The sequence below is a fragment of the Serratia oryzae genome, from assembly GCF_001976145.1.
Lineage (GTDB): Bacteria > Pseudomonadota > Gammaproteobacteria > Enterobacterales > Enterobacteriaceae > Chania > Chania oryzae.
On sequence record NZ_MOXD01000006.1, the window covers coordinates 278,405 to 302,346 of the forward strand.

The following is a 23,942-nucleotide window of genomic DNA, read 5'->3' on the forward strand; positions in this document are numbered from 1 at the left end:
GGGTATAATAGACTAAACAAGGCAATATTACGGCTCACTTAAAGCTCATCCAGAATGCTCAAGGCATCCGCCAGCTTCTTCACGCCAAACACCTGCATATTGGCTGGCGGCTTCTTCGGCACGTTGGCATGCGGCACGATGGCGCGCTTGAAGCCGTGTTTTGCCGCTTCGGAGATACGCTCCTGGCCGCTTGGCACTGGGCGGATCTCCCCCGCCAGCCCGACTTCGCCAAACACCACAAGGTCGTCAGGCAACGGACGATCGCGGAAACTGGACACCAGCGCCAGCAGCAGCGCCAGATCGGCGCTGGTTTCGCTGACCTTCACCCCGCCCACCACGTTGACGAATACGTCCTGATCCGACATCTGCAAACCGCCGTGGCGGTGCAGCACTGCCAGCAGGATCGCCAAGCGGTTCTGCTCCAACCCCACCGCTACGCGGCGCGGGTTGGCCATCATCGAGTGATCCACCAGCGCCTGAATCTCTACCAGCAGCGGGCGCGTGCCTTCCCATACCACCATCACCGAACTGCCGGAGGTGACTTCATCGCCACGGCTGAGGAAGATGGCGGAAGGGTTGCTGACTTCACGCAGGCCCTGTTCGGTCATGGCAAATACGCCCAGCTCATTCACCGCGCCGAAGCGGTTCTTATGGCTGCGCAAGGTACGGAAACGGGAGTCGGCATCGCCGTCGAGCAGCACGGAACAGTCGATACAGTGCTCCAGCACTTTCGGCCCGGCCAGCGAACCATCTTTCGTTACGTGGCCGACCATCACAATCGCTACGCCGCGGGTTTTGGCAAAGCGCGTCAGGTAAGCGGCGGTTTCACGCACCTGCGCCACGCTGCCCGGCGAAGACTGGATATCCGCCATATGCATCACCTGGATCGAGTCGATCACCATCAGCCGTGGCTGTTCCTGCTCGGCGATCAGGCAGATCTGTTCGATGCTGGTTTCCGACAGCATATTCAGGCCACCGGTTGGCAGCCCCAAACGGTGAGCGCGCATCGCCACCTGCTGCAGCGACTCTTCGCCGGTGACGTACAGGGTTTTCATCTGTTCGGAAAGCTTGCACAGCACTTGCAGCAGCAGGGTACTTTTCCCGGCGCCGGGGTTACCGCCGATCAGAATAGCACTGCCTGGCACCACCCCGCCGCCCAGTACGCGGTCAAATTCGAGGAAGCCGGTAGAGAAACGCGGCAACTCTTCCAGGCTGATGTCCGACAGCTTCTGCACCCGGCTGACGCCCGCATCGCCGGCATAACCGCTGAAGCGCTCGGTACGGGCAGAAGATGAAGACACCGCAGCCAGGCGCACCTCCGTAATGGTGTTCCAGGCATTGCAAGCGCTGCACTGCCCCTGCCAGCGCGGATAATCTGCACCACATTCATTACAGACAAACGCCCGTTTTGCTGCTTTAGCCACGGTTACCTCACCTCATGTTTCAAGCTGCCGGTGAGCACACAGAGCACCCCCAGCAGATCGGCATGGCGAATCGACACCTGCGCCTTTTCATACACCTTGGGCTTCGCATGATAGGCAATGCCCAGCCCGGCCACCTGCATCATTTTCAGATCGTTGGCACCGTCGCCGATCGCCACGGTTTGCTGCAACGGAATACCCAGCTTTTCCGCCAGTTTCACCAGCGTGTCGGCTTTATGTTGCGCATCCACCACCGGCCCCAGCACTTCGCCCGTCAATTTACCGTTGCGGATTTCCAGTTCGTTGGCGGCGATCGCCACCAGTTTCAGCTTGTCGCGCAGATATTCAGCGTAATAGGTAAACCCGCCAGAAGCGATCGCCACATGCCAGTCCAGCGCCTGCAGTTTATGCACCAGGCTGGTCAGCCCTGGCATCAGGGGGAGTTCATCGCGCACCTGCTGCAGAATCTTGGCGTCGGCCCCTTTCAGCGTGCCGACGCGCTGGCGCAGGCTGGCGGTGAAATCAAGCTCACCGCGCATCGCGCGTTCGGTGACTTCCGCCACCTGCTCGCCCACTCCGGCCAGCTTGGCGATTTCGTCAATGCATTCAATCTGGATCGCAGTGGAATCCATATCCATCACCAGCAGGCCCGGCGTACGCAAATGCGGGATCTTGCCAAGCGGCGCCACGTCCAGCCCGTTCTCGGCCGCCAGCAGCTTGGCGCGCGCAGACAGCGTGCCCGCCAGGCGCACCACCTGATAATCCTCGACATTCCAGGCGGTGACGATCACCATCGCCGCCCCGAGCTTGCGCTGGAACTGAGTGATGCGCTCTTTATCCAGTTTTCTGCCATATAATAGCCAACCGGTATGACCCGCTCGATAATCCAGCGGCATGACTTCGTCACCGCTCAGCGAAAGGGGAAGACCCGGCCATTGAGAGATCTCGGCAGGGAGATCGCAATAGGTCAGACTATTCGACATCATTGACTCCTGAATAAACTGCAGCTGGAAAGACGACGGGTAAAGCTATCCTATCGCCCTTGGTTCTGGCAACATAAAGCGTCCAAAAGACCAAGGAAGCCGCATGGCTAAAGCTAAACTGAAATTCCGCCTGCACCGCACCGCTATTATCCTGATTTGCCTGACTTTGCTCGTAATGCTGATGCAAGGTGCCTCCTATTTTAGCCTGAGCCACCAAATGGCGCGATCGGAACAGGTGGAACAACTGGCACAAACGCTGACCAAACAGGTGGCTTTTAGCCTGGCTCCGTTGCTGGATGATGACGGTGATATCGACAACCAGCGCATTGACAGCATTCTGCAACAGCTCACCGACCACAGCCGGATCCTCGACGCCAGCGTCTATCAGTTGGACGGCACGCTGGTGGCCCATTCCGGTGAGCAAATCAGCGTGCGCGATCGCCTATCGCTCGACGGCAAACGCGCGGGCAGCTATTTCAACCATCAGCTTGTCGAGTCGATCAAGGGCAAAGATGGCCCCATCGGTTTTATCCGTGTCACGCTCGATACCCACGTGCTGGGCACCGAATCCAAACAGGTGGATAACACCACCAACCTGCTGCGCCTGATGATCCTGCTGGCATTGGCCATCGGCATTATTCTGGCGCGCACGCTGCTGCAAGGCCGCCGCAGCCGCTGGCAGCAGTCGCCGTACCTGTTGACGGCTAATACGCCGCTGGCAGAAAGCGATGACGAAAAGGCAGAGACAGAAGAGAAAAAAGACTGAGCTAAGCCAAGCGCTGAATGCGCTCATTCAACGCTTGGAGCTGCTTATGCATTTTTACCGCAATGGCACGGAACGGTTTGCCGATCTGCGGATGTAGCGCGGTGCGCTGCCAGAATTCCAGCGCCATCAGTTCTGCCCGCCGCCAAATGGCTCCGCTGACTTCGTTGCTCAGGCCGATCTCCAGCGCCTCCTGCCGCATGTTGCCGCTATTGGCGGGCGCAAACGCCATCGGCAGCATGTCATACAACGGGGCCAACGCTACAGGTTGCTGCTGCGGGCGCAGAAACGACAGATTCCCCTGGTGCATATCGCTGTTGGCGATCAGCCGGCCAAATGCCCAATACAGCGCGATTCTCTGATAAGTATGGCGCTCGATCACTCCCCGCTGTAATAACCTTTCCGCCGCCTTGACCCAGTTAGCACTACCGCTGCCGCTGAATTCGGCATCCAGAGCCTCCAGCGAAACCATGGCGACGCGGCCATACTCACCAACGCGATCGAAGCGTTCAAGCTCCAAAAAACACTGCCGATCGTCACCAAACAGCACCTTCGCAGGAGCAGCAGGCAACCCGGCCTCCGTGACCACCTGCAACGCTAATGACTCGGCGATCAGCAAATCACTCCAGCGCTGAGCAATAATATTCTCCGGGGCGGCGCTGAACTTCACCAAAACATGGCCATAGCGCGCGCCAACCAGTTCGGCATAAACAGTAAACTTGGGTTGCTCACCACCGGCGGAAGAACCAACCAGCTCTCCCGCTAACGCACGGGCAGAAAGGGCCGCGTAATGCGCGGCTTTGTCCGCTAACGGCACCGGATGTTCAGGCTCACGCGTCAGCCAGCGTTGATAGCTTCCCGCCCCCGGCAACAAATCGCCACTCATATCTTCACCATACTGGCAAAGCGCCTGCAAACGCTGATCTTCATTCCATCGCAGGACATCTTCCGGCAGCCGGAGTGGCCGGGCAGCGGCTTTCCCCCAGGCGCGACCAAGAAAACCTATTGGGCGCAGATCGTTCAGATACCAAGGCAAACCATCGTAAAGCTGCCATTCTCCGCTTTGCTCATTGTGCACTGCGCAACTGTCCGCTGGATACAGGGGATAGAGCGTGGCAAACCCATGTGCCTTACCCAATTCATCGATGCGGTACAGCGGGAAGTGCGACTCACCGCTGACATCACGCCTTAACGCATAGCGCGTCGCCCGGCCTTTACCAATGGCCAGCACCGCCCCCGCCAAAGCGCGGATCCGGCGCGATAGCGTTGGCTGGCTGATGCCAAGTGCACCGGTAAGCTCCTGGGCCGTGGCCGGGCCATGACGCAAGATTTGTTCGACACTGCTCATCGTTGAATAGCATAGTGAATAGATTGGTGAATAAAGTAATAGCGCTAATTAGCGGAAAGGTAAAGGATTAGCAAAGCAGACTTAGGAAACGATGAATAGATGGGTAAAGGGCGCAACGTCCTGCGCCCCTGTGATATTTATGCTTTATCGCCCAGCAGCACAGATTCCAGCGCGATAACGATCATTTCGTTAAAGGTAGTCTGGCGCTCCGCGGCGGTGGTTGCTTCCTGACGCAGGATGTGATCGGATACGGTGCAGATGGTCAGCGCTTTACAGCCGAACTCTTCGTACAGCTCTGCGGCCACGCCGTAGATGCCCGCCGCTTCCATTTCTACGCCCAGAATGCCGTACTTCTTCATCACCTGGAACATCTCTGGATCGGGCGTATAGAACAGATCGGCGGAGAAAATGTTGCCCACGCGCGCCGGGATACCCTGTGCCGCCGCCGCGTCAACCGCGTTACGCACCATGTCGAAATCAGCAATCGCAGCATAGTCGTGATCTTTGAAGCGCATACGGTTCACTTTGGAATCGGTGCAAGCCCCCATACCGATCACCACATCACGCAGTTTGATATCATCACGCACCGCACCGCAGGAGCCAACGCGAATGATTTTCTTCACGCCAAATTCGGCGATCAGCTCACGCGCATAGATGGAACAGGATGGAATGCCCATGCCGTGGCCCATCACCGAGATTTTGCGGCCTTTGTAGGTGCCGGTGAAGCCCAGCATGCCGCGCACGTTGTTCACTTCTACCGCCCCTTCCAGGAAGGTTTCAGCGATGTATTTTGCCCGTAGCGGATCGCCCGGCATCAACACCACGTCAGCGAAATCACCCATTTCTGCATTAATATGTGGCGTAGCCATAATCTCTTCCCTCAATTCTTATTAAAAAAGGCGCTGGCTTAACGCCAACGCAATCTACAGTCTTAAAATAGGGTTTTACCGTAATCCATCGGCGACAGGCCAAAATAGCTGGCGACGGTTTGGCCGATGTCAGCGAAGGTTTCACGGTGCCCCAGCGAACCCGGCTTCACTTTCGGGCCATACACCAGCACCGGAATGTGTTCACGCGTGTGATCGGTGCCCGCCCAGGTCGGGTCACAGCCGTGGTCGGCGGTGAAAATGATGATGTCATCACCCGTAACGCGCTCCAGCAGTTCCGGCAAGCGGCGGTCAAACTGTTCCAACGCGGCGGCATAACCGGCCACGTCGCGGCGGTGGCCGTAAGAGGAGTCGAAATCAACGAAGTTGGTGAACACGATGGAGTTATCACCGGCTTTTTCCATTTCACGCAGCGTGGCATCGAACAGCGCATCAATGCCATTGGCCTTCACTTTCTGGGTAATACCGACGTTGGCATAGATATCGGCAATTTTGCCGATGGACACCACTTCACCGCCCTTTTCATCAACCAGCTTCTTCAGCACGGTGGGTGCAGGCGGCTCCACCGCCAGATCGTGACGGTTACCGGTGCGTTGGAAGCTGCCCGGCTTGTCGCCAAGGAACGGGCGCGCAATCACGCGGCCAATGTTGTAACCGCCTTTGGTCAGCTCTTCGCGGGCAATTTCACACAGTTCGTACAGACGATCCAGACCAAAGGTTTCTTCGTGGCAGGCGATCTGGAACACCGAATCCGCCGAGGTGTAAAAAATCGGCTTGCCGGTTTTCATGTGCTCTTCCCCCAGTTGATCGAGGATCACCGTGCCAGAAGAGTGGCAGTTGCCGAGATAGCCCGGCAGGTTGGCGCGCGCCACCAGTTTATCCAGCAGTTCCTGCGGGAAGCTGTTGTGCTCGTCCTTGAAATAGCCCCAGTCGAACAACACTGGGACACCGGCGATCTCCCAGTGGCCGGACGGCGTGTCTTTACCTGAAGAAAGCTCGCTGGCATAGCCATAAGCGCCGATGATCTCGGCATTTGGGTCCAATCCTACCGGGAAGTTGCCGGTAGACTCTTGCGCCGCTTTGCCCAAGCCCAGGCGGCTCAGGTTCGGCAGCGTCAGCGGGCCGCTGCGGCCTACGTTGGCTTCACCACGCGCACAGGCTGCCGCGATATGGCCGAGGGTATCGGCGCCTTCGTCACCAAAACGTTTCGCGTCGGCGCTGGCGCCGATGCCGAACGAGTCCAGTACCATGATATAGGTGCGTTTCATTCTGTTCTCCTGCTGTGGGCAGCAGCGAAAAAGCCGCTACCGCTCCTAATACTGTTAGGTTAAGGCTAACCCGTTTCCTCTCCTTTAAGGAGAGGGGAATATCACCGTGGCCATTGCCCCTCACCCCGGCCCTCTCCCAAAGGGAGAAGGGGCGTCATATTAAGCATCTGAGCGGTGTTATCTACCGCTCCTGATGCTTTAAAAATCGCGGTTATTGCGTGATGCGCTGATACACCACCGGCGTGGTTACCGGGGCTTTATCGCCCATCACAATCGCACTGCGTACCGCGTTTGCCGCCTGTTGCCAGCTTTCTTCATCGTTGGCATGGATCACCGCCAGCGGGCGCTGCGTGCCAACCTCATCGCCCAAGCGTGCCATTTCTGCCAGGCCGACGCTGTAGTCGATGCTGTCAGTAGCCCGGCGACGGCCACCGCCCAACGCGACAACCGCCATCCCCAACGCGCGGGTATCCATCGCGGTGATGATGCCCGGTTTATCAGCATAAACCGGTTTACTCAAGGTAGCCGTTGGCAGGTAGCTGTCGTAACGCTCCACAAAGTCCAGCGGCCCCTGTTGCGCAGCCACCATGCGGCCAAACACCTCTGCCGCTTTACCATTGTCCAATACCGCTTGCAGCTTGGCGCGGGCATCGGCGTCGTCGGTCGCCAAGCCGCCGGAAAGCAGCATTTCCACGCACAGCGCCATGGTCACTTCCAGCAGGCGCGGGTTGCGGTACTCACCGGTCAGGAAACGCACGGCTTCACGCACTTCCAGCGCGTTACCGGCGCTGGAAGCCAGCACCTGATTCATATCGGTGAGCAGCGCGGTGGTTTTACACCCCGCCCCGTTGGCTACACCGACGATCGCCTGCGCCAGATCTTGCGAAAGCTGGTGAGTCGGCATAAAAGCCCCCGACCCCACTTTGACATCCATCACCAACGCATCCAACCCTTCCGCCAGTTTCTTCGCCAGAATAGAGGCAGTGATCAACGGGATGGAATCGACGGTGGCGGTAATATCGCGCGTGGCGTAAAAACGCTTATCCGCCGGGGCCAGCGAGCTGGTCTGGCCGATAATCGCCACGCCGACGTCTTTGATGATTTTACGAAACGCATTGTCATCGGGGAAAATAGTGAAGCCCGGAATGGCTTCCAGCTTATCCAGCGTGCCGCCGGTGTGGCCTAAACCCCGGCCAGAAATCATCGGCACGTAGCCACCGCAGGCGGCCACCATCGGGCCGAGCATCAGCGAGGTGACATCTCCCACGCCGCCGGTAGAGTGCTTATCGACAATCGGGCCGTTCAGCGCCAGGCTTTTCCAATCAAGCACCGTGCCAGAATCGCGCATCGCCATGGTGAGCGCCACGCGCTCCGCCATGTTCATATCGTGGAAGTAGATGGTCATCGCCAGCGCGGCGATCTGCCCTTCGGAAACCACGTTGTCACGTACCCCATTGATGAAGAAGCGGATTTCTGCTTCGCTCAACGGCTGGCCGTCACGTTTTTTACGGATTATTTCTTGCGCCAGGAACAAGGCATCCCCCTGCTTGAGCTATTTAATTTCACTGCGCCAACGCGTAGCGTTAGAGCATCAGTAACCGTTGCCAGTAACTTGGGTGCTATGCCCCAGCGTAGTCAGCAGGCTGGCCAACAGGCTCGAAGCGCCAAAGCGGAAGTGGCGTGCGTCGGCCCAGCCTTCCCCCAGGATACGTTCGGCAAGTTGTAGATAGCGTTGTGCCTCTTCTGCCGTGCGCACGCCACCGGCAGGCTTAAAGCCCACGGTTTTGCTGACGCCCAGCTCGCGGATCACCGTCATCATCAGTTCGGCGCTTTCCAGCGTGGCGTTAACCGGCACTTTCCCGGTGGAGGTTTTGATAAAATCCGCCCCGGCGTTGATGGCAATTGCGGAGGCTTTACGGATCAGATCCGCCTGCTTGAGCTCACCGGTTTCGATGATCACCTTCAGCAATACGTTGGCGGCGGCACAGGCCTGTTTGCACTGTTGCACCAGTTGAAAACCCACCTGCTCATTACCGGCGATCAAGGCACGGTAAGGGAACACCACGTCCACTTCGTCGGCCCCGTAGGCGATGGCCGCGCGGGTTTCCGCCAGCGCGATATCGATGTCATCATTGCCGTGCGGGAAGTTGGTGACGGTTGCAATGCGGATGTCAGGCGTCCCTTGCTCACGCAGCGTTTTGCGCGCAATCGGGATAAAACGCGGGTAGATGCAGATGGCGGCAGTATGGCCCGCCGGGCTGTTGGCCTGACGACACAGCGCGATCACCTTCTCGTCGGTGTCATCGTCATTCAGCGTGGTGAGATCCATCAGATTCAGCGCGCGCTGCGCTGCTGCGGTTAGTTCGGTCATAAAACTCTCCAACTTTACTCGTCATACTTCAAGTTGCCTGGGTGTTGGCTGCGCCCGGTCGCACCAGTCACATAGTGGCCTATGCTCCTGGTGACTATGAGCCTCATCAATGAGGCTCACCCTACCGGGCCTGCGCAAGCGCTGTTCAAAAACGCATTGCGTTTTTGTCATGCAACTCGAATTATTTAGAGTATAAACACTCGGATGTTGGCGAGCGGACTTGGTTCCTTGAAGACAGCCACGTGAGCACAGTCCCCACGGCGGCAACTGAGATCCTTCTCACCGCATATAGCCCTTCCAACTATTGAAACACGACAGCCTTGGCGGATTCGTGCTGTGATTCACATTCTATGAAATATCCATGCAACAAACCGGAATTATATGTGATTTAAATCACATAATAACGCGATGTCGTTCACAGAATCGTTAAACAACCAGGTAAGCAATGGCGGGCACATCAAGCGTGCCCGTATCAGGAAGTCGTGCAGCATCCCCCAGCAGAATAGGCCGGGGGATAGTTTCAAGTTTAGCTTACAGCGCCAAAAAGAACCCAGCGATGGTGGCGCTCATCAGGTTGGAGAGCGTACCGGCAACCACGGCTTTCAAGCCAAAGCGGGCAATGTCATGTCGACGGTTCGGTGCCATGCTGCCCAACCCCCCGAGCAGAATTGCCACGGAAGACAGGTTGGCAAAGCCGCACAGCGCAAAGGAGATAACTGCCTTGGTGTGCTGAGACAGCACCTGCAAGCCCTCGGCGGCAACCACGTCGTCTGGACGTAGATAAGCACCAAAGTTCATATAGGCCACGAACTCGTTGACGATCACCTTCTGGCCGATAAACGAACCGGCTACCATCGCTTCGCTCCACGGCACGCCAATCAGGAAGGCGATCGGAGAGAAGAGCCAGCCCAGGATCAGTTCCAACGACAACTGCGGGAAGTTGAACCAGCCGCCAATGCCGCCCAACATGCCGTTCAGCAAGGCGATCAGGGCGATAAACGCCAGCAGCATCGCGCCCACGTTCAGCGCCAGCTGCATCCCCGATGCCGCACCCGATGCCGCCGCATCAATCACGTTGGCCGGGCGATCTTCTGCGGCAATCAGCTTCATCGCGTCATCGGTGTCGTGCGATTTTTCAGTTTCCGGCACCATCAGCTTGGCGAACAGCAAGCCACCTGGCGCGGCCATAAAGGAGGCGGCGATCAGGTACTCCAGCGGCACCCCCATCTGGGCATAACCTGCCAGCACCGAACCGGCCACCGACGCCAAACCACCACACATCACCGCAAACAGCTCAGACTGCGTCATGGTGGCAATATACGGCCGCACCACCAGAGGCGCTTCGGTCTGGCCCACGAAGATGTTAGCCGTTGCCGACAGCGACTCAGTGCGCGAGGTGCCCAGCAGTTTCTGCAGGCCACCACCAAGCACTTTAATCACCAGTTGCATTATGCCCAGATAGTAGAGCACGGCGATCAGCGAGGAGAAGAACACGATCACTGGCAGTACGCGCAGCGCGAACACAAAGCCACCGCCGCCGAACACCTCGAACATTTTGTCGGAAACCAGGCCGCCAAAGATGAAAGAGATGCCCTGATTGCCGTAAGCGATGACGTTGGCTACCCCTTCAGACATGCCCCCCAGAATGCGGCGGCCTAAAGGTACGTACAGCACCAGCGCACCGATACCGACTTGAATGATAAATGCCCCGAGCACGGTACGCAGTTTAATAGCGTGTCGGTTGCTGGAAAGCAGCACAGCAATGGCGATCAGTACCACCATACCGACCAGGCTCATGATGAGTTGCATGTGAAAATATCCCTGTTGCGAAAAAGTAATGCATCCCTGAGCGTTGAACCCGCAGGGGTGCTTAAGAGTCAATAACGGGGCGCAATTATACTGAGCGAAACGAATTTCGCCTCATTTTATGTCACAAATGTATACAAACAGATGTAAGTCAAAACTTTGTTATATGATTCCAATCACATTTATCGCTCTAGCGCGAACAAAGACAGGGCATTTTTCTGCAGGCAGTGGGCAATTTCATCAGGTGGCTCAGGCCGTAACTGGCACAGGGCCTGAAAAACTTCGGCTGCCCGCTCAGGGCGGTTAGGCTGCCCCTGGTAGCCCGCCAGCGGCATATCCGGCGCGTCGGTCTCCAGCAACAGTGATGCCAGCGGCAACTGTGCCATCACGCTGCGGGTTTTCTGCGCGCGTTCGTAACTGATAGTGCCACCAACGCCGATGTAATACCCCTGCCGGATAAATGCCTGCGCCTGCGCCAGGCTGCCCGCAAAGCCGTGCACCACGCCACGGCGCGGCACATCGGCCCGGCGCAACGCGGCAGCCAGTTGATCGTGGCTACGGCGGGAATGCAGGATCACCGGCAGATCATGGCGCTTCGCCAAACCGAGCTGTTGCTTGAGCAACGTCTGCTGGCGATCAAACTGGGGCTCCTCCATATACAGATCCAGCCCAATCTCCCCTACCGCCACCAATTTGCCGGGGCGAGCGGTGAGACACTCCGCCAACAGCTCAAGGTGTTCATCCTGATGCTGCGCAATATACAACGGATGCAGCCCCAGGGCGGCAAACAGCGGTTCATGCTCGTGCGCCAGCTTTAATACCTGGGCGAAACGATCCGCCGTGACCGCTGGCACAATGATCCGCCGCACGCCGGCCTGTGCGGCCAACGCCAGGCTTTCGTTCTCATGACCGCTAAACGGCGGGAAGTCAAAATGGCAGTGGGTATCGGTAAACACGTAATTCACGGCGCGTCTCCATCGCCAGCGGCAGGAGCATGCGGCAGAACGATTTTTGCCGTTGCCCGCGCAGTTTCATGGCCGTGCGGATGTCCACCGTCTGTAGCGATCGGCGAAGGCATGCGCACGCTTTCCGGCTGCAACAAGCGGCGGGAAACGAGGGGCTCCACCTTGCTGCCCCCAGCTTGCTCCTGCTCCAGCAGCCAATGGCCGACCGTCGCCAGAAAATAGCGCCCACAGCGGCGGCCAAGGTGATAATCCTGGTTCAGCGCGGGCAAACGGCTGCCGAGCGCGTTACTCGCCAGCGGTTTGGGGGGGAATATTTCGAAGATGCGCAGCTTGCCCGGCGGCTGCTCAATAAACTGCTGGATGCGATGATAGCTCTGCTCATGCTGCTGCATGATGCGCACCATCTGCTGTAGGCTACTGTCACTCAACCAGTGTTCCATGCGCTTCAGCCACTGCGGCGTGTAATACATTTGCGAAGGCACGGTGCGGATCACCACAATGGTATCAGCCCCCCGACGATAGGCTTCTTCAACCGGAATGGCTGCGCTGATACCGCCATCCAGATAGCTGACTCCGTCCAGTTCCACGCCCTGACGGTAAAAGCCAGGAATGGCGCTTGATGCCTTGATCGCGGGCAACCAGTTGTCACGCTCAGCCCGCAGGTAGGTGGGCTCGAAATCATCGCTGCGGCAGGCGCACATTAGCAGTTCACGGCCATTGCTAAGATGCTGCTCGGCGACATCGAGCGCCAGCGGCAGTTGCTGTGAAGTGATATCGATCAACCAATCGAGATCGATGAGATGCCCACCGCGCACAAAGCGCAAGGGGTTGAAGAAATTGGCCGATGTGGTGTAACGGGTAATCACGCGTCGCGCATAGCCCATCTGGCCGCAAATAAAGGCCGAAAGGTTCTGCGCACCAGCGGAAGTGCCGATCATCAGCTCAAAAGGGTTAAAGCGGGCGCGCTGCAGTTCGTCCAGCACGCCGGCAGTAAAGATGCCGCGCTGCCCGCCGCCCTCACACACCAGCGCCATTTTACCGGGCCGGAAGGGTTTATACGCCAGCGGTTCTATGTTGCCGAGCGTGATGGGTATTCTGTATCCCAACCCTGTCTCCTCAATGTGGCCGTTTTACTGAGGATAACTCTTCTTGCTCTCTTCCGTAATCTTCTTGCAATACGCCAGAGAGGCAGTCATTGCTCCCGGTTAACCAAGCGCAGTCACTGCCGGAAAACTCTGCCCATGCCTGCCAGACCTGGCCTTTCCACTGTTTCCAGCGGCCGAGAATGATATCGCTATTCATGACTGAACTCTCCAGACGACGAGAAAAGGAATTAAGCTTTGTTACACTTTGCACGAAAAGTTAAGGGCGCCGACGGCCGGCAAACAGGCTGACCAGAAACAGAATGATCCCCACTACGAACACCATTTTAGCCGCCCAAGCGGCGGTGCCAGCCAATGAGCTGAAGCCCAGTGCGGCTGCGATCAGTGCGATGATTAAAAAGATGATGCCCCAACGAAACATAAGCTTCCCCTTACTCAGGGGCGCAATTCATCGCGCCCCTGAGTGATTCAGTACGTTGAACTCGGTTTAGGGTTTAACAGCCAGGTCGTTCTTGACGCTTTTCACGCCATCAATGGCTTTGGCAATGCTTTCTGCCCGCTCGGATTGCGCCTGCGTTTTTACCGTGCCGGAAAGCTGCACCACACCGTCGGTGGTCTCTACTTTCACATGACGGGAAGGTACGATGTCATCCGCCAGCAGTTTGGCCTTCAGCTCACTGGTGGTTGCGGTATCACCGGCGTAGGCCTTCACGGACTGTGTGGCTTCATCTTTCACGTGCAGCTTGTCGCTGACGGATTTCACCCCTTCCACCTTACCGGCAGCCGCAACGGCCCGTTCCGCCTGCGCCTGGCTGCTGACAAAACCGCTGAGCGTTACCACGCCCTTCTCCGTAACCACCGAAATATCGGTGCTCTTGATGGCTTTATCTTCAACCAATGCGCTTTTTACTTTCGCCGTTGTCGCACTGTCATCCATATAGCCGTCGACTTTTTTCATCGAGCTATCGATTTTGGCACCCGCGCTATCAGCCACGCTGGTGGCTTTATTAAGCAGCGACTCTTGCGCCAACGCACTGCCACTTACCAGAACAGAACCCAAAACGATAGCCATCAGAGAGTGTGTAAACTTGGTATTTTTCATCGATCTCTTCCTTCTTGTTGTGAATCCCCATCAACGGCGGATCCTGTGCCGCGTTATCGCGGCGAACTCGAGTGAATACTTTACGATTACTCTACTATCAAACGTTCACGATAAGTCTCTAGCAAAATCTATGCCAACCTTACAAAATGCTGTTAAATCAACAACAAAAAAAACAACGCGCCGTGATTAAGCAAGAAACCGTCACCTATCGACGACAGTGAGGGGATTAATCAACAACACCGGTGCTATCTTATTGATATTGCTAAGGTACAGCTGTCTCCGATCGGCAACAATGCAAAACAACCCTCTAAAAAGTGATTGAATGGCAGTTGTTTTTGCTCATTAAACAGCGGATGCCCTGATAAATATAGCCTATCAGGCGAAATTTGCAGCAGGATGTCAATGGAGCCGTTAGCCAAACAACGCAGGTAAAATTGATAAATTAATATTATTAATTAGCAAGATAAGTGCAGAAAGCACGCAGCGGAGGGAAGAATGGGCACCGCGAGAATGCGGTGCCGCATCGGCAAATTAGTGTTCGCGGGTTTTGCGGAACACCACCTCTGGATAACGCTCCTGCGTCAGATTGAGGTTCACCATGGTCGGTGCGATGTAAGAGAGATTATCGCCCCCATCCAGCGCCAGGTTCAGTTCGTTCTTGCGTTTGAACTCTTCGAACTTCTTCACGTCGCTGCACTCCACCCAACGGGCAGTGGAAACGTTCACCGACTCATACAGCGCTTCCACGTTGTATTCGGATTTCAAACGCGCGACCACCACGTCGAACTGCAGCACACCGACGGCCCCGACGATCAGATCGTTGTTGGCGATAGGACGGAATACCTGCACAGCCCCTTCTTCCGACAGCTGCACCAGCCCTTTCAGCAGCTGTTTCTGCTTAAGCGGATCGCGCAGGCGGATGCGGCGGAACAGCTCAGGGGCAAAGTTCGGAATGCCGGTGAACTTCATGTCTTCACCCTGCGTGAAGCTGTCGCCAATCTGAATGGTGCCGTGGTTATGCAAACCGATAATATCGCCTGGGTAAGCCTCTTCCACATGAGAACGGTCACCCGCCATAAAGGTCAGCGCATCGGAGATCACCACGTCTTTGCCGGTACGCACCTGACGCAGTTTCATCCCCTTCTCATACTTACCGGACACCACGCGCATAAAGGCCACGCGATCGCGGTGTTTCGGATCCATATTCGCCTGGATCTTGAACACAAAGCCGGTGAATTTCTCTTCCGCAGCCACCACCTCACGGGTATCGGTTTTACGCGGCATCGGCGCAGGGGCCCAGGCCACTAACCCATCCAGCATATGATCCACGCCGAAGTTGCCCAAAGCGGTGCCGAAGAACACCGGGGTCAGCTCACCGGCCAGAAAGGCTTCCAGCTCAAACTCGTGGGAGGCCCCTTGCACCAGTTCCAGTTCTTCACGCAGTTGCGCAGCCAAGTCTTCACCTACCGCAGCGTCGAGATCCGGGTTGTTCAAGCCTTTGACGATGCGCACTTCCTGAATGGTATGGCCTTTACCGCTCTGATACAGATATGTTTCATCTTTATAGAGGTGATAAACCCCTTTGAACAGCTTGCCGCAGCCAATCGGCCAGGTGATCGGTGAGCAGGCGATTTTCAGCTCACGCTCCACTTCATCCATCACTTCCATCGGATCGCGGATGTCGCGGTCAAGCTTGTTCATAAAGGTCAGGATCGGCGTATCACGCAGGCGGGTGACCTCCATCAGCTTGCGGGTACGATCTTCAACGCCTTTTGCGGCGTCGATCACCATCAGGCAGCAGTCCACCGCGGTCAGGGTACGATAGGTATCTTCAGAGAAGTCTTCGTGCCCTGGGGTATCCAGCAGGTTGACCAGACATTCGCGGTACGGGAACTGCATCACCGAAGTGGTGATCGAGATACCACGCTGCTTCTCCATCTCCATCCAGTCGGATTTGGCATGCTGGCTTGAGCCACGGCCTTTTACCGTACCGGCGGTCTGGATAGCCTGTCCGAACAGCAGCACCTTCTCGGTAATGGTGGTTTTACCAGCATCGGGGTGCGAGATAATGGCGAAAGTTCTTCTTTTCGAGACTTCGCGAGCGAATTCACTAGGAGACATGTTTTTCAGATTCTACAGTTGGTCCGCCCTGCAATCATCGCAAACGCGTCAATAGCGGTGCCAGGCAAAGCGGTAATGAAAAGGTAACAGTGGGCCATTTTCGCTGATTTGCCAACCGGTGACAATCAATGGTTTTTTCGGCAAGCAGCGCTACCCCAGCGGCAGCGCCATCACGATCGCATCTTCGCGGCCGTTAGCGGCAGGATAATAGTTGCGGCGCACCGTCACTTCGTTAAACCCGAGATCTTCGTACAGCGCAATCGCCCCACGGTTGGAAGCACGCACTTCCAGCCACAGCGTGACCACGCCACGCGCTTCAAGCTGTGCGATCAGCGCAGTTAACAGCGTGCGGCCAAAACCCCGGCGCTGCCAATCTGGGTGAATAGCGATGTTAAACAGCGTGGCTTCATCCAGCACGATCTGGGTAATGGCAAACCCCGCCATCTGCCCCGCGTTTTCCAGCTTCAGGTTGAGATAACGCTCACCTTGATTGCTGGCAAACGTTGCCTCCGTCCAGGGAAAGGCATGGCTGGCTTGTTCAATCTTGAAGGCGGTGGCCAGATCGGCCGTTGTCAGGGGAGAAATGTTGTTCATGGTGACAAATCTGCTGCCAGAGTGCGCGTTTAGCACCCGCATCTTGAGAAAGCTCGGCCAGCGCCGGGCTGTATAGCTGCGCACCGGCCACCGCAAGCGGCTCCGCAATGCCCAACCGCCAACTGTTACATTCGGTATCTTCTGGCAGCATGGCGACCTGATCCGGCGTCAAGCCATAGGTTTGCGCCGGTTGCAGCCCCAGGCTGCGCAGCACGTCACAAAACAAGGGATCTTGAGGATCGGGCAATACCTGTGCCACCACCAGCAAGCGTACCTCCGCAGGCAGAGTGACCGCGATCTCGCCCTGCAACGCGCCAGGGCGGCGCAATGTCCACTGCGTAATCCCCAGTTGTTGTAACAGCCAATCGCGTTTTGATGCCATACCGGTTCCCGTGTGTTGCGCACTATGCCTGCCATGTGCCGCGCTATGCTAACAAACCCGCTCAGCCCACGCTATTGCATATATCCCTTAGGGTAGATAAACCCGTCGAACATCTCGCCACAAAGCTCTATAATCCCTCTCCTAATTTTGAGGAGCCAAAAACTGATGTCTGCATTAACCCCCGCCAGTGAAGTCATGCTGCGCCACAGTGATGAATTTGTTGCACGCCGCGTCCTGTTCGCAGGCGATCTGCAGGACACCCTGCCGGCCCAATTCGAGGCCGCTGATGTGCGTGTCCACACCCAGCAATACCATCACTGGCAGTTACTGAACCGGATGATGGGCGAAAATGCACAATTCGGCCTGACGGTTGACCCGGCCTTCGCTGCCGCTTGCGACACGCTGGTTTATTACTGGCCAAAGAGCAAACAGGAAGCACAATTCCAACTGTGCAATCTGCTGTCCTTGCTGCCGGTCGGTGCAGAAATTTTTGTCGTCGGTGAAAACCGCAGCGGTGTGCGCAGCGCAGAACAAACTCTGGAAGGCCATGCCCAGCTTGCCAAGATCGACAGCGCACGTCGTTGCGGTTTGTATCATGGCCGCATCGATGTTCAGACTGAGTTTGATCTGGCGGACTGGTGGGAAAGCTATCAGTTGCACGATCTGGAAGTGAAAACCCTGCCGGGCGTGTTCAGCCGTGATGGGCTGGATGTCGGCAGTTCGCTGCTGCTGTCTACGCTGGAAAAACACATGAAAGGCAAAGTGCTGGATGTGGGTTGCGGTGCCGGTGTCATGGCTGCGGTGCTGTCCAAGCTGTCGCCAAAAATGAAGCTGACGCTGAGCGATGTGAACGCCGCCGCAGTGGAATCCAGCCGTGCCACGCTGGCCGCTAACGGTATTGAAGGTGAAGTGATCGTCAGTAACGTCTATTCCGACATTACCGGCCGCTTTGACCTGATCATCTCCAACCCGCCATTCCATGACGGCTTGGCAACCAGCCTGACCGCTGCAGAAACCCTGATCCGTGGTGCCGTAAAACATCTGCCGATCGGTGGGCAGTTGCGCATTGTGGCCAACGCCTTCCTGCCGTACCCGGATATTCTGGATGCCACCTTTGGCAGCCACGAAGTACTGGCACAGAATGGCCGCTTTAAGGTGTATCAGGCCACCATTGGCCGCCCACCGCGCGATCCGAAGAAGAAAAAGTAACCCTGCATTGTAATGATACGGGCGCACTTCAGCGCCCTTTTTAGATATACCCAAGTTCAATCAAGATGCAGGTAGGCGGCAACTGAGTGAGCCCCCAGGAGCATAGGCCACTATGTGACTGGGGTGAGCAAAGGCAGCCAACACCCCTGCAGTTTGATTGACGACGGGTATATTAGCCGTTAATAAACTCCATCCCCACCTGCGTATAACGCGCGCCAGCCACGCCTGCCAGTGGGAATACCGCCTCGATCGCCGCCAGTTCCTGCGCGCTCAGCGTTATCTCTGCCGCCGCAGCGTTCTCTTCCAGATAGCGCCTGCGCTTGGTGCCTGGGATCGGCACAATATGTTCCCCTTGTGCCATCACCCACGCCAGTGCCAACTGTGAAGGGGCAACCCCCTTGTGCCGCGCCAATTCACTGACTTTTTCCACCAGAGCGAGGTTGCGGGCGAAGTTTTCGCCCTGGAAACGCGGATTACCACGGCGGAAATCGTCCTCAGCCAGATCTTCCGAGCGTTGGATCGCCCCGGTCAGAAAACCGCGCCCCAGCGGGCTGTAAGCGACAAAACCAATGCCCAACCGTTCGCAGGCCGCAAGCTGCCCTTGCTCCGCATCCCGCGTCCACAGCGAATATTCGGTCTGTAGTGCGGTAATCGGATGCACTTTGTGCGCCCGCTCCAGTGTGGCAACCGAGGCTTCGCTTAAACCGATATAGCGGATTTTGCCCTCTGTAATCAGATCCGCCATGGTGCCCACCACCTCTTCGATCGGCACCTGCGGATCAACGCGGTGCTGATAATAAAGATCGATGGTTTCCACCCCCAAGCGTTGCAGGCTGCCTTCGACCGAGCGGCGGATATATGCCGGTTTGCTGTTCACACCACGAGCGCTGGGATCGGCCGGATCGCGCACAATGCCGAACTTAGTCGCCAGAAATACGCTATCGCGCTTGCCTTTGAGCGCTTTGCCAAGCAGTTGCTCATTGGTATGCGGGCCGTACATATCGGCAGTATCCAGCAGCGTGATGCCCAGCTCCAATGCCCGGTGCAGCGTGGCGATCGCCTCTTTTTCATCGCTGGCGGTGGAGTAAAAGTCGCTCATTCCCATGCAGCCTAAACCCAGAGCCGAAACGACGGGGCCGTTAGAACCTAATTGACGTTGTTGCATTGTGCTGTCCTCAGTGAGCGGTCTATATCGCAACAAAGTCTGGTTGTTTACGCAGCAAAGATAAATAATGAAGATTGCACATCACTGTTCATAATTGACTAACAATGGCGGGCGGAAAGATGGATCAAATTCAGGCCATGCGTATCTTTACCCGGATCGTCGAGCTGGGCAGCTTCAGCCGCGCGGCTGAGCGCCTGCAGTTGCCGCGTGCCACAGTGAGTAATGCGTTAAAGTGGCTGGAGCAGCGGCTCGGCGTGCGCCTGCTGCTGCGCACCACGCGGCAGGTACATATCACTGCCGAAGGTACGCTGTACTATCAACACTGCCTGCAACTGCTGGATGCGCTGGAAGAGGCGGATACGTTATTCCATCAGCATAAGCAGCAACCGGCGGGTAAAGTGCGTATCGATATGCCGCATTCGCTGGCGCGGGAGATTGTCATCCCGGCGCTGGCGGATTTTTACCAGCGGTACCCGGAGATTGAGCTGGCGCTGGGTGCTAACGACACCCATGTGGATCTGCTGCGTGAAGGCGTGGACTGCGTGCTACGCGCCTGGGAAACCGAAGACGATACCCTGGTTGCGCGGCTGATAGCCCAGATGCCGCAGCTGACCTGCGCGTCGCCTGCTTATCTGCAAGCGTTCGGCACGCCGCAGTCGATCGACGATCTGCAACACCATCAGGCCGTGGGTTATTTCTCGCTGGTCAACAACCGTAACTATCCATTGGAATTCTGTCGTAACGGCAAGCTCGAATTACGTGAATTACCCAGCAAGCTGAGCGTCAGCGGAGCCGATGCTTATACCAGCGCCTGCCGCGCCGGGATGGGATTGATTCAGGCCTCCCGCTACTCGGTGGCTCCCTGGTTGCAGACAGGAGAAATGGTGGAAGTGTTGGCCGCAACACCGCCGCCACCGATGCCGATCTACATCATGTATCCCCCTGGCCGTTTCCTCGCGCCACGCGTCAGGGTATTGATTGATTGGCTGATTACTCTGTTTGATGGTTATCATCAACGCTGATGAGGCGTTTTTTCCAGCAAACGCCCTCAAACCAGGAAATAACTATTGACGTACCCGCCAAAATCTCTAGAATTCGCCTCCGTGGTAGCGTTACTCCGGTAATGTTTCTGGTATGCGAAGGTGGCGGAATTGGTAGACGCGCTAGCTTCAGGTGTTAGTGTCCTTACGGACGTGAGGGTTCAAGTCCCTCTCTTCGCACCAATAACCACATGATTTATATTGCACAGCATCAATGCGAAGGTGGCGGAATTGGTAGACGCGCTAGCTTCAGGTGTTAGTGTTCTTACGGACGTGAGGGTTCAAGTCCCTCTCTTCGCACCAAGCTGGTGATATAAATCAAAAGCAACAACATCGACTGTGCGAAGGTGGCGGAATTGGTAGACGCGCTAGCTTCAGGTGTTAGTGTCCTTACGGACGTGAGGGTTCAAGTCCCTCTCTTCGCACCAATTGATGAATTCTCTCCCGTTTATCCCCGTATTAAACCCTTTGAAAATCCAACACGCTCATGCGTGATTTTGTCGTTTTAACCAAAGCTGAAATGCAGGCTGATAGCGGCGACTCCACCTGCCAGTGCCATAAATGACGGCAGCAGCAGATAATGGCGCAGTTGGCTGTTAAACAGCATCACCAGCGTCGCCAGCATGGCAATGACGATCAGAGTGCGCAATTGCATCATGTTGAGGTCAATCAGCGCGATTAACGGCATCAGGGCGCAGGGTAACAATATGCCCCAAGCGCTGGCCAACCGCTTGCCTAAGCACCCACTGACGATCCACAACCCACATGCGGTGATCATCGCAGCAATCATGATAACCCCAGCCTTAAATGATAATGATAACCAATATCATATAATACTTTTTTTCCCTGCGCATCATTTTCACTCACCCGCTGGAACACAGATGACAGCCTGGCGAAAAAATGATAATTTGACTTAAGAAAATTCTTATAAATATTAGTATATTAATAATAATTAACTAAAACCATTCATCGCAGGTGCTTAATTCACGCACCAGGAATTTTCACAACCTTATTTTTCCGGCAGAACAATTAGGCAAAGAGTGATCCCTGTATGAGCGCGCGTTCTTATCTGGAGCTGCAAAACAGCAAGCACCGTTTATCTTTATTGCTTTTCTTATCAATGAATGCCGCCTCTGCCCTCTTTACTTTAATGGTCCCCTTTCAGGTGACCCCGGCGTTTACCTTGCCCTTGATCGGCATTCCTCTGTTCTGCCTGGCGGCATTGGGCTATGCGCTGCGCTCACCACAGAAATACATCAGAAAGCTAAATCTGTTTGCTACGATTCTCGGGCTCCTGTGGGCAGCACATATTTACGTCAAGCATCAATACAGCCCCAACGATAATCACAGCTTTCTGTTAATCAGCCTGTTCAGCATTTTCTTTATCAGCGCAATCTCCCTGACAGATAACGTGATGGCCTTCTGCCTGAACGCCGTGCCTTCAGCGCTGACCATTCTGTGGTTGGACGATATGCAGAATACTCTGCGCATCCTGTTCACCATTCTGCTGCCGATCGTGGCCTTTTCGCTTCATCATCTGATGCTGAAACGCAGCGAAATCTTTACCCAGAATCTGGTGGCCCGCCTGTATCACGAGCGCGATAAGTTCAGCGATCTGAGCATGTTGGATCCGTTAACCGGCCTGTATAACCGCCGTGGGCTGGAAAACAAGCTCAACCAGTTACTCGCGCCCACCGCAGGCCACCATTTCGTATTGCTGCTCGATGTCGATCATTTCAAGGCCTACAACGATCGCTACGGCCATACCATGGGCGATCAGGCTTTGCTTCAGGTGGCCACCGCCATTCGCGATACGGTGCGTTCACGGGATATTGTCGTGCGTTACGGTGGTGAGGAGTTTCTGGTGCTGCTGATCAACGTCAGCGCAGAGTACGCGGCTTCTCTGGCAGAAAACGTGCGTCAATGCGTGCAGGAACTGCGCATTCCCCATCACCGCGATCCGCTGGAGATTACTAAGGTAACGCTGAGCGCCGGTATTGCCATGTTGGAAGAACTGAACGTTGACGCCGCCATCTGTGCCGCCGACAGCGCGCTGTATCGGGCAAAAAGCCATGGCCGTAACAATATTCAACAGGCCTGCAGCCCGCATGCCGCTTCGTCTTGATGGCCAGCACGGCCTTGCGGCGCGCCATGGCGGTAAAAATTTCTCTGCCGCCACGTTTTACACATGTCATTCCGGCAATCGCGCATTACACTAAGAAGCGACTTTTGCCGTTCCCTGCAGCATTTTAAAATGGAAAACGACCGTTGAAGACCTCACTCTCCGCTTTATTGCTGGCGCTGGGCCTGTGTGCCACGCCGCTGGTCAGCCAGGCCGCCGCAACTCAACTGACGTCACAGATTGTCGATCAATATGCCGAACATATCTTCTTCAACAGCGGTGCGACCGGCATGGCGCTGGTGGTCATCGATAATAATCAGGTGGTCAACCGCAGCTTTGGTGATACCAAACCGGGTAACGATCAGCGCCCACGCCCAGACTCCCTGATCCGCATTGCGTCTATCACCAAGCTGATGACCAGCGAAGTGATGGTCAAGATGGCAGCAGAAGGTAAGGTAAAGCTCACCGATCCACTGCGTAAATACGCCCCTAAAGGGGCTTATGTGCCGTCTTACAATGCACGCCAGCCGATTACACTGTTGAACTTGGCCACGCACACCAGTGCCCTGCCGCGTGAACACCCCGGCAAAAAACCGCCAAAAACCCCGGTATTCACCTGGCCAACCAAAACCCAGCGCTGGCAGTGGCTGGCGCACGCCAGCATCACCGTGCCGCCGGGTGTACGCGCCGCTTACTCGAATCTGGCCTACGATCTGCTGGCTGATGCGCTGTCACGCGCCGCAGGCAAGTCCTACAACGCTCTGCTGCGCGAAAAGATCACCGCTCCGCTCGGCATGGTGGATACCACGCTGACGCCCAGCGCCGAGCAATGTTCACGCCTGATGGTGGCCGCCAGCGGGCCAAGCGCCTGCCGCGATACTACCGCCGCCGCAGGCAGCGGCGGCGTCTATTCCACCCCGCGTGATATGCAGCGCTGGATGCAGCAGTTCCTGTCCTCCAACGTCACCGGTGCGCGCAAGCCAACGGCGATGAGCGAGCAGACCATGTATTTCCAGCGTAAGGATCTGGCTTCGCTGAAGGGGATGGATGTCCCTGGCCAAGCTGATGCACTGGGGCTAGGTTGGGTTTACATGGCCCCGAAAGATGGCCTGCCGGGTATCATTCAGAAAACCGGCGGCGGCGGTGGCTTTATTACCTATATGGCGATGGTGCCGCAGAAAAATATCGGCGTCTTCGTGGTGGTAACCCGCTCAGAATTAACCAAGTTCACCAATATGAGCGATCCGGTCAACCGGCTGGTGGGGGATTTGGTGGCCAATAAAGGCTAATGG

At 56.3% G+C, this 23,942-nt stretch carries 22 protein-coding genes, 3 tRNA genes and 1 pseudogene; 8 read left to right on the forward strand and 18 right to left on the reverse strand.

What is annotated here, in order from left to right; translation table 11 throughout:
- Window positions 1-38 precede the first annotated feature (38 nt).
- Both radA and serB read right to left on the reverse strand, forming a co-directional pair.
- Complete coding sequence (gene radA, locus BMI79_RS13285) at window positions 39-1,424, reverse strand: DNA repair protein RadA (RefSeq protein ID WP_076942610.1); 1,386 nt, start codon at window positions 1,422-1,424, stop codon at window positions 39-41.
- 2 nt (window positions 1,425-1,426) lie between these two features.
- The gene (serB, locus tag BMI79_RS13290) at window positions 1,427-2,404 is read right to left on the reverse strand and encodes a phosphoserine phosphatase (protein WP_076942611.1); all 978 of its coding nucleotides are present in this window, start codon (window positions 2,402-2,404) and stop codon (window positions 1,427-1,429) included.
- A 103-nt stretch (window positions 2,405-2,507) separates the two neighbouring features.
- Between serB and BMI79_RS13295 the strand changes: the two genes are divergently transcribed.
- The gene (locus BMI79_RS13295; protein WP_076942612.1) at window positions 2,508-3,170 is read left to right on the forward strand and encodes a YtjB family periplasmic protein; all 663 of its coding nucleotides are present in this window, start codon (window positions 2,508-2,510) and stop codon (window positions 3,168-3,170) included.
- A gap of 1 nt (window position 3,171) precedes the next feature.
- On the opposite strand, the gene yjjJ is transcribed toward BMI79_RS13295, so the two are convergent.
- From yjjJ to BMI79_RS13365, 14 genes are all read right to left on the reverse strand, one after another.
- Window positions 3,172-4,515 (reverse strand): type II toxin-antitoxin system HipA family toxin YjjJ, encoded by a 1,344-nt coding sequence (yjjJ, locus tag BMI79_RS13300; protein ID WP_076942613.1) that lies wholly within the window; start codon window positions 4,513-4,515, stop codon window positions 3,172-3,174.
- A gap of 137 nt (window positions 4,516-4,652) precedes the next feature.
- Entirely contained in the window at window positions 4,653-5,384 is a 732-nt protein-coding gene (deoD, locus tag BMI79_RS13305; protein WP_076942614.1) for a purine-nucleoside phosphorylase, read from the reverse strand.
- Between the two features lie 62 nt (window positions 5,385-5,446).
- Window positions 5,447-6,670 (reverse strand): phosphopentomutase, encoded by a 1,224-nt coding sequence (deoB, locus tag BMI79_RS13310; protein ID WP_076942615.1) that lies wholly within the window; start codon window positions 6,668-6,670, stop codon window positions 5,447-5,449.
- A gap of 211 nt (window positions 6,671-6,881) precedes the next feature.
- Complete coding sequence (gene deoA, locus BMI79_RS13315) at window positions 6,882-8,204, reverse strand: thymidine phosphorylase (protein WP_076942616.1); 1,323 nt, start codon at window positions 8,202-8,204, stop codon at window positions 6,882-6,884.
- A gap of 57 nt (window positions 8,205-8,261) precedes the next feature.
- Window positions 8,262-9,041: a deoxyribose-phosphate aldolase gene (gene deoC, locus BMI79_RS13320; protein ID WP_076942617.1), complete on the reverse strand. Its 780-nt coding sequence runs from the start codon at window positions 9,039-9,041 to the stop codon at window positions 8,262-8,264.
- A gap of 531 nt (window positions 9,042-9,572) precedes the next feature.
- A complete protein-coding gene (locus BMI79_RS13325) occupies window positions 9,573-10,850 on the reverse strand; it encodes a NupC/NupG family nucleoside CNT transporter (RefSeq protein ID WP_076942618.1) in 1,278 nt (425 codons plus the stop codon).
- Between the two features lie 179 nt (window positions 10,851-11,029).
- A complete protein-coding gene (locus BMI79_RS13330; RefSeq protein WP_076942619.1) occupies window positions 11,030-11,812 on the reverse strand; it encodes a TatD family hydrolase in 783 nt (260 codons plus the stop codon).
- Window positions 11,809-12,918, reverse strand: coding sequence for a patatin-like phospholipase family protein (locus BMI79_RS13335; RefSeq protein WP_076942620.1), 1,110 nt, complete (start codon window positions 12,916-12,918; stop codon window positions 11,809-11,811). The genes BMI79_RS13330 and BMI79_RS13335 overlap by 4 nt, the downstream gene beginning before the upstream one ends.
- A 10-nt stretch (window positions 12,919-12,928) precedes the next feature.
- Window positions 12,929-13,114 (reverse strand): CsbD family protein, encoded by a 186-nt coding sequence (locus BMI79_RS13340; RefSeq protein WP_076942621.1) that lies wholly within the window; start codon window positions 13,112-13,114, stop codon window positions 12,929-12,931.
- A 60-nt stretch (window positions 13,115-13,174) separates the two neighbouring features.
- On the reverse strand, window positions 13,175-13,336 hold the full coding sequence (locus BMI79_RS13345) for a DUF1328 domain-containing protein (RefSeq protein WP_076942622.1): 162 nt from the start codon (window positions 13,334-13,336) through the stop codon (window positions 13,175-13,177).
- Between the two features lie 66 nt (window positions 13,337-13,402).
- Window positions 13,403-14,017, reverse strand: coding sequence for a molecular chaperone OsmY (gene osmY / locus BMI79_RS13350; RefSeq protein ID WP_076942623.1), 615 nt, complete (start codon window positions 14,015-14,017; stop codon window positions 13,403-13,405).
- 531 nt (window positions 14,018-14,548) lie between these two features.
- Window positions 14,549-16,138: a peptide chain release factor 3 gene (gene prfC / locus BMI79_RS13355; protein ID WP_076942624.1), complete on the reverse strand. Its 1,590-nt coding sequence runs from the start codon at window positions 16,136-16,138 to the stop codon at window positions 14,549-14,551.
- Between the two features lie 150 nt (window positions 16,139-16,288).
- Window positions 16,289-16,732: a ribosomal protein S18-alanine N-acetyltransferase gene (gene rimI / locus BMI79_RS13360; protein WP_076942625.1), complete on the reverse strand. Its 444-nt coding sequence runs from the start codon at window positions 16,730-16,732 to the stop codon at window positions 16,289-16,291.
- On the reverse strand, window positions 16,677-17,114 hold the full coding sequence (locus BMI79_RS13365) for a DNA polymerase III subunit psi (protein WP_076942626.1): 438 nt from the start codon (window positions 17,112-17,114) through the stop codon (window positions 16,677-16,679). The genes rimI and BMI79_RS13365 overlap by 56 nt, the downstream gene beginning before the upstream one ends.
- 165 nt (window positions 17,115-17,279) lie before the next feature.
- On the opposite strand from BMI79_RS13365, the gene rsmC reads away from it, so the two are divergent.
- Window positions 17,280-18,323, forward strand: coding sequence for a 16S rRNA (guanine(1207)-N(2))-methyltransferase RsmC (gene rsmC, locus BMI79_RS13370; RefSeq protein WP_076942627.1), 1,044 nt, complete (start codon window positions 17,280-17,282; stop codon window positions 18,321-18,323).
- Window positions 18,324-18,495: 172 nt separating this feature from the next.
- Here the strand turns inward: rsmC and BMI79_RS13375 are convergent, their stop codons facing one another.
- The gene (locus tag BMI79_RS13375) at window positions 18,496-19,488 is read right to left on the reverse strand and encodes an aldo/keto reductase (RefSeq protein WP_076942628.1); all 993 of its coding nucleotides are present in this window, start codon (window positions 19,486-19,488) and stop codon (window positions 18,496-18,498) included.
- 119 nt (window positions 19,489-19,607) lie between these two features.
- On the opposite strand from BMI79_RS13375, the pseudogene BMI79_RS13380 reads away from it, so the two are divergent.
- The 4 genes and pseudogenes from BMI79_RS13380 to BMI79_RS13395 all read left to right on the forward strand — a co-directional run bounded on the left by BMI79_RS13380 (window position 19,608) and on the right by BMI79_RS13395 (window position 20,956).
- Window positions 19,608-20,559 (forward strand): annotated as a pseudogene (locus tag BMI79_RS13380) (LysR family transcriptional regulator).
- A gap of 65 nt (window positions 20,560-20,624) precedes the next feature.
- A tRNA-Leu gene (locus BMI79_RS13385) sits at window positions 20,625-20,711 on the forward strand.
- Between the two features lie 33 nt (window positions 20,712-20,744).
- Window positions 20,745-20,831 (forward strand) — tRNA-Leu (locus BMI79_RS13390).
- Window positions 20,832-20,869: 38 nt separating this feature from the next.
- A tRNA-Leu gene (locus tag BMI79_RS13395) sits at window positions 20,870-20,956 on the forward strand.
- Window positions 20,957-21,033: 77 nt separating this feature from the next.
- Here BMI79_RS13395 and BMI79_RS13400 read toward each other — a convergent pair.
- Window positions 21,034-21,318, reverse strand: coding sequence for a DUF1435 domain-containing protein (locus BMI79_RS13400; protein ID WP_076942630.1), 285 nt, complete (start codon window positions 21,316-21,318; stop codon window positions 21,034-21,036).
- 261 nt (window positions 21,319-21,579) lie between these two features.
- On the opposite strand from BMI79_RS13400, the gene BMI79_RS13405 reads away from it, so the two are divergent.
- Together BMI79_RS13405 and ampH are read left to right on the forward strand one after the other, a co-directional pair.
- Window positions 21,580-22,653 (forward strand): GGDEF domain-containing protein, encoded by a 1,074-nt coding sequence (locus BMI79_RS13405; protein ID WP_076942631.1) that lies wholly within the window; start codon window positions 21,580-21,582, stop codon window positions 22,651-22,653.
- Between the two features lie 143 nt (window positions 22,654-22,796).
- A complete protein-coding gene (gene ampH, locus BMI79_RS13410; protein WP_076942632.1) occupies window positions 22,797-23,939 on the forward strand; it encodes a D-alanyl-D-alanine-carboxypeptidase/endopeptidase AmpH in 1,143 nt (380 codons plus the stop codon).
- The last annotated feature ends 3 nt before the right edge of the window (window positions 23,940-23,942 follow it).

What these genes read in the sequence shown, in the direction of transcription:
- BMI79_RS13400 (WP_076942630.1), bottom strand. Translation starts at nt 21,318, where the DNA reads ATGATTGCTGCGATGATCACCGCATGTGGGTTGTGGATCGTCAGTGGG.
- BMI79_RS13375 (WP_076942628.1), bottom strand. Translation starts at nt 19,488, where the DNA reads ATGCAACAACGTCAATTAGGTTCTAACGGCCCCGTCGTTTCGGCTCTG.
- serB (WP_076942611.1), bottom strand. Translation starts at nt 2,404, where the DNA reads ATGTCGAATAGTCTGACCTATTGCGATCTCCCTGCCGAGATCTCTCAA.
- BMI79_RS13295 (WP_076942612.1), top strand. Translation starts at nt 2,508, where the DNA reads ATGGCTAAAGCTAAACTGAAATTCCGCCTGCACCGCACCGCTATTATC.
- BMI79_RS13340 (WP_076942621.1), bottom strand. Translation starts at nt 13,114, where the DNA reads ATGAATAGCGATATCATTCTCGGCCGCTGGAAACAGTGGAAAGGCCAG.
- BMI79_RS13345 (WP_076942622.1), bottom strand. Translation starts at nt 13,336, where the DNA reads ATGTTTCGTTGGGGCATCATCTTTTTAATCATCGCACTGATCGCAGCC.
- prfC (WP_076942624.1), bottom strand. Translation starts at nt 16,138, where the DNA reads ATGTCTCCTAGTGAATTCGCTCGCGAAGTCTCGAAAAGAAGAACTTTC.
- BMI79_RS13405 (WP_076942631.1), top strand. Translation starts at nt 21,580, where the DNA reads ATGAGCGCGCGTTCTTATCTGGAGCTGCAAAACAGCAAGCACCGTTTA.
- osmY (WP_076942623.1), bottom strand. Translation starts at nt 14,017, where the DNA reads ATGAAAAATACCAAGTTTACACACTCTCTGATGGCTATCGTTTTGGGT.
- yjjJ (WP_076942613.1), bottom strand. Translation starts at nt 4,515, where the DNA reads ATGAGCAGTGTCGAACAAATCTTGCGTCATGGCCCGGCCACGGCCCAG.
- deoB (WP_076942615.1), bottom strand. Translation starts at nt 6,670, where the DNA reads ATGAAACGCACCTATATCATGGTACTGGACTCGTTCGGCATCGGCGCC.
- rimI (WP_076942625.1), bottom strand. Translation starts at nt 16,732, where the DNA reads ATGAACAACATTTCTCCCCTGACAACGGCCGATCTGGCCACCGCCTTC.
- rsmC (WP_076942627.1), top strand. Translation starts at nt 17,280, where the DNA reads ATGTCTGCATTAACCCCCGCCAGTGAAGTCATGCTGCGCCACAGTGAT.
- deoD (WP_076942614.1), bottom strand. Translation starts at nt 5,384, where the DNA reads ATGGCTACGCCACATATTAATGCAGAAATGGGTGATTTCGCTGACGTG.
- deoC (WP_076942617.1), bottom strand. Translation starts at nt 9,041, where the DNA reads ATGACCGAACTAACCGCAGCAGCGCAGCGCGCGCTGAATCTGATGGAT.
- BMI79_RS13365 (WP_076942626.1), bottom strand. Translation starts at nt 17,114, where the DNA reads ATGGCATCAAAACGCGATTGGCTGTTACAACAACTGGGGATTACGCAG.
- BMI79_RS13325 (WP_076942618.1), bottom strand. Translation starts at nt 10,850, where the DNA reads ATGCAACTCATCATGAGCCTGGTCGGTATGGTGGTACTGATCGCCATT.